The following is an 11,741-nucleotide window of genomic DNA, read 5'->3' as shown; positions in this document are numbered from 1 at the left end:
CTCCATGTCCTCCATGTCCTCCATCCCCGCCGTGCCCGCCATGCCTCCCGTGCCCGCAGTGCCCTCCCTGCTCAACCGTGTCGTCGTCGCCCCCAGCGGCTTCAAGGAGTCCCTGTCCGCCCAGGCCGCCGCCGATGCCATCGCGGCGGGCGTCCGCCGGGTCCTGCCGGACGCCGAGATCGACCGGATCCCGCTGGTGGACGGCGGCGAGGGCACGGCCGTCGCGCTGGCGTCCGCGACCGGCGGGCGGCTGGTCGCGCTGGCCGCCACCGGTCCGGTCGGCGAACCCGTCGGCACCCACTTCGCGCTGCTCGGCGCCCGGGACACGGCGGTGGTGGAGATGGCGGCCGTCGCGGGCCTGTCCCTGGTCCCCCGCGCCCTGCGCGACCCGGGCGCCACGACGACCTACGGCGTCGGCGAGCTGATCGGCGCCGCGCTCGACACCGGGGTGCGGCGCGTGCTGGTCGGCTGCGGCGACTCGGGCACGTCGGACGGGGGCGCGGGCGCGCTCCAGGCGCTGGGGGCCCGGCTGCTGGACGCCGACGGATTCGAACTCCCGTACGGCGGGCGGGAGCTGAACCGACTCGCCCGCATCGACCCGTCCGGCCTGGACGCCCGGCTGAAGGACACCGAGCTGCTCGTCGCCTGCAACCCGTTCAACGTGCTGTGCGGAGAGCGCGGCGTGGCCCGGGTGTTCGGCCCGCAGAAGGGCGCCACGCCCGCGCAGGCAGAGGAGTTGTCGGCCGGACTGGAGAACTGGGCGCGGGTCCTCGTCCGCGACCTCGGTGTCGTCGGCACCGACCTGCGCCACGGCCCCGGCACCGGCGCCTCCGGCGGGCTGGGCGCGGGCCTCGCCGCCGTCGGGGCCCGGCTGCTGCCCCGCTTCGACGTGCTCCTCGACCATCTCGACCTCGACGCCCGCCTCGCCCGCGCCGACCTGGTGCTCACCGCCGAGGGCGCCCTGGACCACCAGACGCCGCGCGGCAAGGTCCCGGCCGAGGTGGCCCGCCGCGCCAAGCTCTACGGCCGCCCCGTCCTCGCCCTGGCCGGCACCCTCGGCGAGGGCGCGCACGAGGTGCCGGGGGTGGACGCCTGCCACGGCATCATGCCGGCGCCGATGGCCCTGGCGGACGCGCTGCTGCACGCCGCCGAACTCCTCACGGACGCCACGGAGCGGGCGCTGCGGATGATCCTGCTGGGGTCGCGGCTGCCGGGTCAGGCGGCGGTGCCGGTGCCGGTGCCCGCGGCACCGGAGATGCCGGCCGCGGGGGCCGCGGCAACGGAGGCGCCGGCAGCGGAGGTGTCGGGCACGCAACGGCCGTCCTCCGTACGGTAGTTCCAGCGGGCGCCGTCGCTCACCAGCTCCCTCACGGCGGTCACGAACCGCTCGACGTGCTCGTCCGGGGTGCCCGCGCCGAAGCTCACGCGGATGGCGTTGAGGGACTTCTCCCCGGGCGCCGCCTCGGGGGCGCCGCACTCGCCCTGCGCCTGCGGGTCGCTGCCGAGCAGCGTGCGCACCAGCGGGTGGGCGCAGAACAGGCCGTCGCGCACACCGATGCCGTACTCGGCGGAGAGGGCCGCGGCGAAGTGGGAGCTGTTCCAGCCCTCGACGACGAAGGAGAGCACGCCGACGCGGGGGGCGTCGTCACCGAAGAGGGAGAGGATCCGCACCTGGGGCACCTCGGCGAGCCCGTCCCGCACTTTCCCGATCAGGTATTCCTCGCGGGCGACCAGCGTGTCGAACCCGGCCTCGGTGAGGGCCTTGCAGGCGGAGGCGACGGCGTAGGCGCCGATGACGTTGGGCGACCCGGCCTCGTGCCGCGCGGCGCTGTCGTGCCACTCCACGTCCACGCCGCCGTCCGCGCGCCGGGTGACCCTGCGGCTGGCGCCGCCGCCCGCGAGGTACGGCTCCGCCTCGCGCAGCCAGTCGGCCCGTCCGGCCAGCACGCCGGCGCCGAAGGGGGCGTACAGCTTGTGCCCGGAGAAGGCGACCCAGTCGACGTCCAGGCCGGCCACGGAGACGGGGTGGTGCGGGGCGAGCTGGGCGGCGTCCAGCACGATCCGGGCACCGTGCGCGTGTGCGGCGGCGGCCAGTTCACGCACCGGCCACAGCTCGCCGGTGACGTTGGAGGCGCCGGTGACGCAGACCAGGGCCGGACCGTGGGGCTCGCGGGCGGCGAGGGCGCGCTCCAGGGTCTCGACGGCCTGCGCCGGGGTGCGCGGGGCGTCCAGGCAGGTCACGTCCGCGTCCCTCCACGGCAGCAGCGAGGCGTGGTGCTCGGTCTCGAAGACGAAGACCCGGCAGCCGGCCGGCAGCGTGGCGGCGAGCAGGTTCAGGGAGTCGGTGGTGGACCGGGTGAACACGACCTGGTCCCCGTCCCGGCAGCCGAGGAACTCGGCGACGGTCTTCCGGGCGTTCTCGAACAGGTCGGTCGACAACTGCGACAGGTACCCGGCCCCGCGGTGCACGCTGCCGTAGTAGGGGGCGTAGGCCGCCACGTCGTCCCAGACCCGCTGGAGCGCGGGCGCGCTGGCGGCGTAGTCGAGAGCGGCGTAGGTGACCTCCCCGCCGGTGACGAGCGGCACGGTGACGTCACGGCCGAGTACCGGCAGCGGGGTACGGACGGACGGGTCGGCGGCGAGGCTGGAGACGGACATGGGGGTACTCCCGTGAGGTGAAGGCAGGCGGCATCACACGCGAACCCCGACGGCTCAAGCGTGGAATGGAGGCAAAGGACAGGAAACGCGGTGGCGGGGCTCTGCGGCCCTATCGCATTCGCTGATTCACGGGAGACTCCCTCGGACGACCCAGGACCCCTGGTTTCGCGAGGGGTCCGCGCTTGCCGTGAACCTTGCTGTCCACGACCTGGTCTTCACCCGGGGCACCCCGCCACGGACGGAGGGTTGCCGGACAGTCGGCCGGGGCCTGATGACTGTCACTCATGACCTGGACAAGAACCTAAGGGAAATGAACGACGTCCCGCAACCCGGGTCCGGATCGCGGGACGCGCGTCATACGAAGAGGCGGCTAGGCGTTGCTCACGGCCACCCAGCGCTCCAGGACGCGCCTGGCCGCGCCCGAGTCGATCGACTCCGCGGCCCGGTCCATGCCGGCCCGGATCCGCTCCGCCAGCGTCCCCGTGCCCGGCTCCAGGGCCACCAGGGCCGCCGCCGAGTTCAGCAGCACCGCGTCCCGCACGGGGCCCGTCTCGCCGGCCAGCAGGCGGCGGGCGACGTCGGCGTTGTAGGAGGCGTCGGCGCCGCGCAGCGCCTGAACCGGCACCAGGTCGAGTCCGACGTCCCGCGGGTCGAAGGTCTCCTCGGTCACCCGGCCGTCGCGCACCACCCAGACCCGGGAGGTGGACGTCGTGGTCAGTTCGTCGAGCCCGTCGTCGCCCCGGAACACCAGGGACGAGTGGCCGCGCTCGGCGAAGACGCCGGCGACGATCGGCGCCATCCGGGCATGGGCGACCCCGACCGCCTGGGCCCTCACCTTCGCGGGATTGGTCAGCGGGCCCAGGAAGTTGAACACGGTGCGGATGCCCAGCTGGCCGCGTGCCGCCGCCACATGGCGCAGCGCCGGGTGGAACTTCACCGCGAAGCAGAAGGTGATGCCGGCCTCCTCGGCGACCTCGGCCACCCGCTTCGGCGTCAGCTCCAGGTTGACCCCGAGCTTCTCCAGGACGTCGGAGGCCCCGGATGCCGAGGAGGCGGCCCGGTTGCCGTGCTTGACGACCTTCGCGCCCGTGCCGGCCACGACGATCGCCGACATGGTGGAGATATTGACCGTCTTGGCCCCGTCGCCGCCGGTGCCGACGATGTCGACCGTCTCCCCCGGCACCTCGATCACGTTGGCGTGGGCGTACATGGTGCGGACCAGGCCGGAGATCTCCTCGACCGTCTCCCCCTTGAACCGCAGCCCCACCGCGAAGCCGGCGATCTGCGCGTCGGTCGCCTCGCCGCGCATGATCACGTCCAGCGCCCAGGCCGTGTCGTCCGCGGACAGGTCGTGTCCGTCCAGCAGTCCGTTCAGCAGGGCGGGCCAGGAGCGGCCCGCCGCGGTGTCGCCTCCAGCGGGGGTCACAGCGCTCATGAGCCGCTCCTGAATCGTGTGTATGACGGAAAGGGAGTGTGGTCCCACCCTATCCAGCCCCGGGCACGGCGAAGGGCCCCGTCCGCGGAACGGACGGGGCCCTTCGACCGTGGTGTGGCGACGCTGGAGGGTCAGTGGTGGCCGTGGCCGCTCGTGATCTCCTTGTACTCCTCGACGGTCGGCTTCGGAATCTGCGACTCCTCGCCGTAGTAGCCCTTGCTCAGCTTGGCACGGAGCTTCTCCGTCCGCTTCACCTTGCGCCGGACGCCGTTCTCGTCGACCGTCGGGCCGATCTCGGCCGGCTCGTACTGCTCGTGTGCCGTGAGCGTGTGCAGCTGCTCCTGGCTGAGCGGCTCGTGCACCTCGATGAACTCACCGTGCGGCAGGCGCTTGATGATGCCCGACTCGCGGCCGTGCAGCACCTTGTCCCTGTCCCGGCGCTGGAGGCCGAGGCAGATCCGCTTGGTGACGATGAACGCGACGACCGGGCCGACGAAGAACGCGATGCGGACGAACCAGGTGATCGCGTTGATCGACAGGTGGAAGTGCGTGGCCCAGATGTCGTTGCCGCCACCGATCAGCAGGATGAAGTACTCGGTGATCCAGGCGACACCGAACGCGGTCCGCGTCGGAGCGTTGCGCGGGCGGTCCAGGATGTGGTGCTCGCGCTTGTCGCCGGTGACCCAGGACTCGATGAACGGGTAGACCGCGATCGCCGCGAGGACCAGCGGGAAGATCAGCAGCGGGACGAACACGCCCAGGACGAGCGTGTGGCCCCAGAAGTTGACCTCCCAGCCCGGCATCACACGGATCAGGCCCTCGGAGAAGCCCATGTACCAGTCGGGCTGGGCGCCGGTGGAGACCATGTCCGGCCGGTAGGGACCGATGGACCAGATCGGGTTGATCGTGGCGATGGCCGAGATGGCGGCGATCACGCCGAAGACCAGGAAGAAGAAGCCTCCGGCCTTCGCCATGTACACCGGCAGCAGCGGCATGCCGACGACGTTCTTGTTGGTCTTGCCGGGACCCGCGAACTGCGTGTGCTTGTGGTAGAAGACCAGGATCAGGTGGCCGACCACCAGGCCGAGCATGATGCCCGGCAGCAGCAGGATGTGGATCGAGTAGAACCGGGCCACGAAGTCGTGGCCGGGGAACTCCCCGCCGAACAGGAAGAACGAGATGTACGTGCCGACGATCGGCACGGACAGGATCGCGCCCTCCATGAAGCGGATACCGGTGCCCGACAGCAGGTCGTCCGGGAGCGAGTAACCGGTGAAGCCGGTGAACATGCCGAGGACGAGCAGCAGGAAGCCGAACAGCCAGTTGATCTCACGCGGCTTGCGGAACGCGCCGGTGAAGAAGACGCGCATCATGTGCACGAACATGCCGGCGAGGAAGATCAGCGCGGCCCAGTGGTGGATCTGCCGGATGAGCAGACCACCGCGGACGTCGAAGCTGATGTCCAGCGTCGAGGCGTAGGCCTCACTCATCAGCTGGCCCTGAAGCGGCACGTACGAGCCGTGGTACGTGACCTCGTTCATCGACGGGTGGAAGAACAGCGTCAGGTACACACCCGTGAGGATGATGATGATGAAGCTGTAGAGGCAGACCTCACCCAGCATGAACGACCAGTGGTCGGGGAAGATCTTGCGCATGTTGGCCTTGGCCAGGGAGTAGATCCCCAGCCGGCCGTCGGCCCAGTCGGCGACGCGCTCGCCGGCCGGCGCCTTCCCGCGAGAGCGGGGGGCTTCGTTGGCTGTAGTGCTCATCCGCGCTCCCAGAAGGCAGGACCGACGGGCTCTTCGAAGTCGCCGAGCGCTTCGAGGTAACCCTCGTCGTTCACGCCGATGCGCAGCTGCGGCAGGGCGTGACCGGCGGGACCGAAGATCACCCGGGCGCCGTCGGCAAGGTCGAAGGTGGACTGGTGGCAGGGGCAGAGCGCGTGGTGCGTCTGCTGCTCGTACAGGGAGATCGGGCAACCGACGTGGGTGCAGATCTTCGAGTACGCCACGATGCCCTCGTGCGACCACTCGAGTTCGCGCTTGTCCTTGATGGCCTCCGGCTCCAGCCGGACGATCATCAGGGCCGCCTTGGCGATCTCGGTCATGAACTCCTCGTCGTGCTCGTCCAGGCCCTCGGGCATGGCGAAGGTGAGCGAGCCCACCGCGACGTCGGAGGGACGCAGCGGCTCGTGGGTGTTCATGTTGACGAGCAGCTTGCCCTTGGACCACAGGGTGTGACGGAGCTTGGTCCCGGGCAGCGGACCGAGGTCGCGCAGCAGGACGACACCGGAGAGCGGCACCAGCGTGAGCGCGCCCAGCATCGTGTTGCGGATCAGCTTGCGGCGCCCGATCACCGACTCCTTGGCACCCTGCTTGAAGTCCGCGTGGACCTTGGCACGGGTCTCGGGGTCGGCCTCGATCGGGTGGCGCTCGTCGGCGACCTCCTCGTCGGACATCAGGGTGCGGGCCCAGTGGACCGCGCCCGCGCCGATCGCGAACAGCGCGACGCCGAGCGTCATGCCGAGCGCGAAGTTCAGCGCACTGATGTGACCGAGCGGGAAGATGTAGACCGACTTGTCGACCGGGATCGTCACGAACGAGGCGATGAAGCCGATGGTGGCCAGCATCGAGAGCGTGAACAGCAGGGCGACCGTGCGCTCGGACCGCTTGGCGGCCCGCTCGTCGACGTCCTGGATCCGGTGCTCGTGGGGCGGCAGTCCCGGGTCGGCGAACGGGTTCTTGTCGTCCGCGGGCCGCATCGAGCCGTGCCCGTGCGCTTCCTGCTCAGCGGGCAGGTTCTCTTCTGGAATGTCTTGGCTACTCATGACTTCTTGGCCTTTGCGGTCCGAGCGGCGACCCAGACGGCGACCGCGATCAGCGCGCCCAGTCCGAAGACCCACGCGAACAGACCCTCGCTGACCGGGCCCAGTCCGCCGAGGCTGAGGCCACCGGGGTTCTCGGTCTCGTCGCTGTTGACCGCGTGCAGGTAGGCGATGATGTCCTTCTTGTTCTGCTCCGACAGCGTGGTGTCGGGGAAGGAGGGCATGTTCTGCGGGCCGGTCTGCATGGCCTCGTAGATGTGCTTGGGGTCGACATCCTCGAGGCTCGGCGCGTACTTGCCGTGCGTGAGCGCGCCGCCCTTGCCGGTGAAGTTGTGGCACTGCGCGCAGTTGTTGCGGAACAGCTCACCGCCCTTGGCGATGTCCGCGCCCTGAGGTCCGTACTTCTCCTCGGACGGGATCGCCGGGCCGGCGCCCAGCGACGCGACGTAGGCGGCCAGCTGGTCGATCTCGGCCTGGGAGTAGATCACCTTCTTGCGCGGGACCTGCGCGCCGGGCTGCTGGGCCGGCATACGGCCGGTGCCCACCTGGAAGTCGACGGCCGCGGCGCCCACGCCGACCAGGCTGGGACCGTCGGTGGTGCCCTGACCTCCGGTGCCGTGGCAGCTGGCACAGCCGACGGCGTAGAGCTTCTTGCCCTCGTCGATGGCGAGGGACTGGGCGGTTTCATCGGCCTGCGCCTTGTCCGCAGGTGCGAACGCGGCGTACAGCCCCCCTGTGCATGCCAGCGCGAGGAGTAGGACGACGAGCGCCGCCAGCGGGTGGCGTCGTCGTGCGGAGAGCTTTTTCACGGATTACCCCGGTGTCAGGATCTTCTGCGTCGATGCTTCTGGTATTGCGCGGGTGCGTGCCGCGACTACTTGATCATGTAGATCGTGGCGAAGAGGCCGATCCAGACGACATCGACGAAGTGCCAGTAATAGGACACGACGATGGCGGCGGTCGCCTGCTCGTGGGTGAACCTCCGGGCCGCGTAGGTGCGGCCGAGGACCAGCAGGAAGGCGATGAGGCCGCCCGTCACGTGCAGTCCGTGGAAGCCGGTGGTCAGGTAGAACACCGAGCCGTACGGATCCGACGAGAGCGAGAGGCCCTCGTGCTTGACCAGCTCGGTGTACTCGAACACCTGACCGCCGATGAAGATCGCACCCATCACGAAGGTGACGATGAACCACATCCGGAGCTTCTTCACGTCACCGCGCTCGGCCGCGAACACGCCGAGCTGGCAGGTGAGGGAGGAGAGCACCAGGATCGTGGTGTTCGTCGCGGAGAACGGGAAGTTCAGCGCGTCGGCCTTCTCGGACCAGAAGTCCGGGCCGGTCACCGATCGCAGGGTGAAGTACATCGCGAAGAGGGCCGCGAAGAACATCAGCTCGGAACTCAACCAGATGATGGTTCCGACGCTGGTGAGGTTCGGCCGATTGACCGACGGGTGCGCGTGCCCGGTTTCTACTGTCGTTGCTGTCGCCACGACCGACATTATGTCGGTCGCTTATCCCGCCCTCACCCCGGGGGGTGCCGTTCGGAGTGTTCCCCCTGTCTGTACTGCCCGTATGGCCCATCGAACGGCCCGTCGAAGCCGTGTCCGAACCAGTGTTGACGAGGAGTTCGAAGGAGTAGCATCCGGCGCGACGGGCTACGACTGTTTCACTGCGTATCGGAGGAAGCATGCAGCCGACCGCCACGGTGCTGGTCTACAGCGACGACTCCAACACCCGCGAGCAGGTGCGGCTGGCGACCGGTCGCCGGCCGGCTCCGGACGTGCCCGTGGTCGAGTTCGTGGAGTGCGCCACTCCGGCCGCCGCGATCAAGGAGCTGGACAAGGGCGGGATCGACGTCTGCGTCCTGGACGGTGAGGCGGTGCCCATGGGTGGCATGGGGCTGTGCCGGCAGATCAAGGACGAGGTCTTCCAGTGCCCGCCGGTGCTGCTGCTCATCGCCCGGCCGCAGGACGCGTGGCTGGCGACGTGGAGCCGCGCGGAGGCGGCTGTGACGCTGCCGGTGGAGCCGGTGGAGTTCGCGTCCGCGCTGGCCGCGCTGCTGCGGGAGAAGAGGCTGCAGGGCGTCTGAGGGCACCTCGGAAGCCGGGGCCGCGCCGGCCTGGCGGGTGCGGCGCCATCGGGGTCTGACGCGCCCGCGCGGCGGTGCCGCGCACCGGCACCGGCCCGCGTCTTGGGGGACGCTGCCCTCGGGGGCGTCTTCACACGCTCTCCGGACGCAGCCGAGCCTGCTCCGCCGTGCCGGGAGCGTTCGGGGTACCGGCCGTCAGGGCGCTGCCCGTGCGCCACTTGGTCCAGTCCAGGTTCCAGTCGCCGAAGCCGTTGCCGAAAGGCTCCATCGTCTCGCCCCCGGAGTTGACCACCTCGACGAGGTCGCCCTCCTGGAAGGCGCCGAAGAACCACTCCGCGTTGGCGGTGCTCATGCCGACGCAGCCGTGGCTGACGTTGGCCATGCCCTGGGAGCCGACCGACCAGGGTGCGGCGTGCACGTACTCGCCGCTCCAGGTCACCCGGGTGGCGAAGTACACGGGCAGATCGTAGGACTCCGAGGAGCCCTCGGCGATGCCGACCGTGCTGCTGCGCATGCGTACGAAGGGTTCCTTGCCCAGGACGACCTTGACGCCGTTGCGGGTCTCGAAGCCCGGCTTGCCAGTGGTGACGGGGATCTTCCTGACCTCCCGGCCGTCCTGGAAGACCGTGAGCGTGTGCGCGGCGGCGTCGGTGACGGCCACGACACGGTCGTCCGTGGTGATCGTCAGGGGCTTGGCGGTGCCGCCCCACATCCGGTCGCCGATCTTGATGCCGTCGAGGGTGCTGCGGACCTGGACGGTGGCGTGGGCGGGCCAGTACTCCTTGGGCCGGTAGTGGAGCTTCTTGTCGTCCACCCAGTGCCAGGCGCCCTCCACGGCGGGCGTGGAGTCCACCTTCAGGGCGCGCTCCACTATGGCCCGCTGGGCGCCGTCCCGGACCGGCTGGCTCAGTTCCGCCGTGACGGGCTGGCCGACGCCGTACGCGCCCGCCTTGGGCCCGAAGGAGACGTCCAGGGTCTTCTTGGCGCTGGGCAGGCCGGTCTCGAAGGTGAGGACCTTGCGGCCGGGCGCGCCGTCGCCGTCCTCGGTGCTCACCCGGACCGTGTAGCTCGCGCCCGCGGCCAGCGGTGAAGTGCTGTGCCAGCGGGCCCCGTCGGCGGAGAGCTCGCCCGCGACGTGGCGGCCCGTCGCGTCCACGGCCGTGACGTCCGTGATGCGCCCGTCGGCGCCCTCGGCGACGACCTCCAGGGGTTTGTCCGGGTCGGCCTTCTCGCCGGCGTCCGTGGGGCCGTTGAAGGAGATCTGGCCGGCCGCGTCGTACGGCGCGGCGGACAGCGGGTTGTCGTCGCCGCCGCTGCACGCGGTGACGCTCGCGCCGAGGGCGATCACCAGCAGAGTGCAGCCGACGACCGTACGCCCCCGCGCCTGGAAGTGAACCGGGTTGCTCATGACCTCACGCTAGGGAGCGACGTCAATGGCGGCACGGCGGGTAACCCGGACGAGTGAGGGGACTGCGGCAGACGAAGGGGCCCGGACGCTCCTGACGGAGTGTCCGGGCCCCTTTGCGCTCGGCGCGTGCTACTGGGTGCGGTTCTCACCGCGGTAGTACTCGAAGACCCAGCCGAACAGGCCGACCAGGAGGAGCGGCGCCGAGAAGTACAGGAGCCACCAGCCGACCGCCACGCCCAGGAAGGCGAACGCTCCGCCGACCCCGAGCGCCAGCGGCTGCCAGCTGTGCGGGCTGAAGAACCCGACCTCGCCGGCGTCGTCGGCGACGTCCGCTTCCTTGTTGTCCTGGGCACCGGCGTCGACCCGCCTGGCCGTGAAGGCCAGGTAGAAGCCGATCATGATGGACAGGCCGAAGGCGAGGAAGAGGGCCGTGGTGCCGGCCGGCTCCATCGACCAGTAGCCGTAGACGATCGCGACGGCCAGGATGAAGACGCTCAGCCAGATGAAGAGCTGTCCCTGGATCTTCACTTCCCGGCCTCCTTGCCGCCGGCGAGGGCCTTCTCACCGTGACCGACGTTCTCGAGCTGGTCGATCGCCGAGATCTCCGGGTGGTGCAGGTCGAAGGCGGGGGATTCACTGCGGATGCGCGGCAGCGTGAGGAAGTTGTGCCGCGGCGGCGGGCAGGAGGTCGCCCACTCCAGCGAACGGCCGTAGCCCCACGGGTCGTCCACGTTGACCGGCTTGCCGTACTTGGCCGTCTTCCAGACGTTGTAGAAGAAGGGCAGCAGCGACATGCCGAGCAGGAACGAGCTGATCGTCGAGATCGTGTTCAGGGCGGTGAAGCCGTCGGCGTCCAGGTAGTCGGCGTACCGGCGCGGCATGCCCTCGGCGCCCAGCCAGTGCTGGACCAGGAAGGTGCCGTGGAAGCCGATGAACAGCGTCCAGAAGGTGATCTTGCCGAGGCGCTCGTCCAGCAGCTTGCCGGTGAACTTCGGCCACCAGAAGTGGAAGCCCGCGAACATCGCGAACACCACGGTGCCGAACACCACGTAGTGGAAGTGCGCCACCACGAAGTACGAGTCGGACACGTGGAAGTCCAGCGGCGGCGAGGCCAGGATGACACCGGTCAGACCACCGAAGAGGAAGGTGATCAGGAAGCCGGTGGACCACAGCATCGGTGTCTCGAAGCTGAGTGATCCCTTCCACATGGTGCCGATCCAGTTGAAGAACTTCACTCCGGTCGGGACCGCGATCAGGAAGGTCATGAAGGAGAAGAACGGCAACAGCACGCCGCCCGTGACGTACATGTGGTGGGCCCACACCGTCACCGA

At 70.0% G+C, this 11,741-nt stretch carries 10 protein-coding genes, 1 pseudogene and 1 riboswitch; of the genes and pseudogenes, 2 read left to right on the top strand and 9 right to left on the bottom strand.

Annotation, left to right across the window (positions count from 1 at the left end; translation table 11 throughout):
* Positions 1 to 4 precede the first annotated feature (4 nt).
* Positions 5 to 1,135, top strand: a pseudogene (locus tag ACZ4V1_RS12695) (glycerate kinase); the annotation flags it as partial.
* An 80-nt stretch (positions 1,136 to 1,215) separates the two neighbouring features.
* Here the strand turns inward: ACZ4V1_RS12695 and ACZ4V1_RS12690 are convergent.
* The 6 genes from ACZ4V1_RS12690 to ctaE all read right to left on the bottom strand — a co-directional run bounded on the left by ACZ4V1_RS12690 (position 1,216) and on the right by ctaE (position 8,412).
* Positions 1,216 to 2,658 (bottom strand): aminotransferase class V-fold PLP-dependent enzyme, encoded by a 1,443-nt coding sequence (locus tag ACZ4V1_RS12690; protein WP_468333604.1) that lies wholly within the window; start codon positions 2,656 to 2,658, stop codon positions 1,216 to 1,218.
* A gap of 173 nt (positions 2,659 to 2,831) precedes the next feature.
* Positions 2,832 to 2,948: riboswitch (SAM riboswitch) on the bottom strand.
* An 80-nt stretch (positions 2,949 to 3,028) separates the two neighbouring features.
* Positions 3,029 to 4,093, bottom strand: coding sequence for an anthranilate phosphoribosyltransferase (trpD, locus tag ACZ4V1_RS12685; RefSeq protein ID WP_468333601.1), 1,065 nt, complete (start codon positions 4,091 to 4,093; stop codon positions 3,029 to 3,031).
* Positions 4,094 to 4,224: 131 nt separating this feature from the next.
* A complete protein-coding gene (gene qcrB, locus ACZ4V1_RS12680) occupies positions 4,225 to 5,862 on the bottom strand; it encodes a cytochrome bc1 complex cytochrome b subunit (RefSeq protein ID WP_468333598.1) in 1,638 nt (545 codons plus the stop codon).
* A complete protein-coding gene (qcrA, locus tag ACZ4V1_RS12675; RefSeq protein ID WP_468333595.1) occupies positions 5,859 to 6,920 on the bottom strand; it encodes a cytochrome bc1 complex Rieske iron-sulfur subunit in 1,062 nt (353 codons plus the stop codon). The genes qcrB and qcrA overlap by 4 nt, the downstream gene beginning before the upstream one ends.
* Positions 6,917 to 7,726, bottom strand: a complete 810-nt coding sequence (gene qcrC / locus ACZ4V1_RS12670) for a cytochrome bc1 complex diheme cytochrome c subunit (RefSeq protein ID WP_468333592.1) — start codon at positions 7,724 to 7,726, stop codon at positions 6,917 to 6,919. Before qcrC ends, qcrA begins: the two co-directional genes overlap by 4 nt.
* Positions 7,727 to 7,791: 65 nt before the next feature.
* The gene (gene ctaE / locus ACZ4V1_RS12665) at positions 7,792 to 8,412 is read right to left on the bottom strand and encodes an aa3-type cytochrome oxidase subunit III (RefSeq protein ID WP_029393865.1); all 621 of its coding nucleotides are present in this window, start codon (positions 8,410 to 8,412) and stop codon (positions 7,792 to 7,794) included.
* A gap of 188 nt (positions 8,413 to 8,600) precedes the next feature.
* Between ctaE and ACZ4V1_RS12660 the strand changes: the two genes are divergently transcribed.
* A complete protein-coding gene (locus ACZ4V1_RS12660) occupies positions 8,601 to 9,002 on the top strand; it encodes a response regulator (RefSeq protein WP_404174448.1) in 402 nt (133 codons plus the stop codon).
* Positions 9,003 to 9,132: 130 nt separating this feature from the next.
* On the opposite strand, the gene ACZ4V1_RS12655 is transcribed toward ACZ4V1_RS12660, so the two are convergent.
* The 3 genes from ACZ4V1_RS12655 to ACZ4V1_RS12645 form a co-directional block, all read right to left on the bottom strand.
* Positions 9,133 to 10,410 (bottom strand): L,D-transpeptidase, encoded by a 1,278-nt coding sequence (locus tag ACZ4V1_RS12655; RefSeq protein ID WP_468333587.1) that lies wholly within the window; start codon positions 10,408 to 10,410, stop codon positions 9,133 to 9,135.
* Positions 10,411 to 10,539: 129 nt separating this feature from the next.
* Positions 10,540 to 10,938 carry a cytochrome c oxidase subunit 4 gene (locus ACZ4V1_RS12650; RefSeq protein ID WP_468333584.1) on the bottom strand — a complete coding sequence of 133 codons (399 nt, stop codon included), beginning with the start codon at positions 10,936 to 10,938 and terminating at the stop codon, positions 10,540 to 10,542.
* On the bottom strand, positions 10,935 to 11,741 hold an 807-nt coding region (locus tag ACZ4V1_RS12645), incomplete at its 5' end, for a cytochrome c oxidase subunit I (RefSeq protein WP_468333581.1). The genes ACZ4V1_RS12650 and ACZ4V1_RS12645, both read right to left, overlap by 4 nt.

Source organism: Streptomyces sp. NPDC028991 (genome assembly GCF_055564775.1).
The sequence above is the reverse complement of the archived record's forward strand: the minus strand, read 5'-3'. Positions and strand labels throughout refer to the sequence as shown.

Excerpts from the sequence above, each read along its gene's own strand:
- ACZ4V1_RS12690 (WP_468333604.1), bottom strand. The coding sequence starts at position 2,658 with ATGTCCGTCTCCAGCCTCGCCGCCGACCCGTCCGTCCGTACCCCGCTG.
- ctaE (WP_029393865.1), bottom strand. The coding sequence starts at position 8,412 with ATGTCGGTCGTGGCGACAGCAACGACAGTAGAAACCGGGCACGCGCAC.
- trpD (WP_468333601.1), bottom strand. The coding sequence starts at position 4,093 with ATGAGCGCTGTGACCCCCGCTGGAGGCGACACCGCGGCGGGCCGCTCC.
- ACZ4V1_RS12660 (WP_404174448.1), top strand. The coding sequence starts at position 8,601 with ATGCAGCCGACCGCCACGGTGCTGGTCTACAGCGACGACTCCAACACC.
- ACZ4V1_RS12655 (WP_468333587.1), bottom strand. The coding sequence starts at position 10,410 with ATGAGCAACCCGGTTCACTTCCAGGCGCGGGGGCGTACGGTCGTCGGC.
- qcrB (WP_468333598.1), bottom strand. The coding sequence starts at position 5,862 with ATGAGCACTACAGCCAACGAAGCCCCCCGCTCTCGCGGGAAGGCGCCG.
- qcrA (WP_468333595.1), bottom strand. The coding sequence starts at position 6,920 with ATGAGTAGCCAAGACATTCCAGAAGAGAACCTGCCCGCTGAGCAGGAA.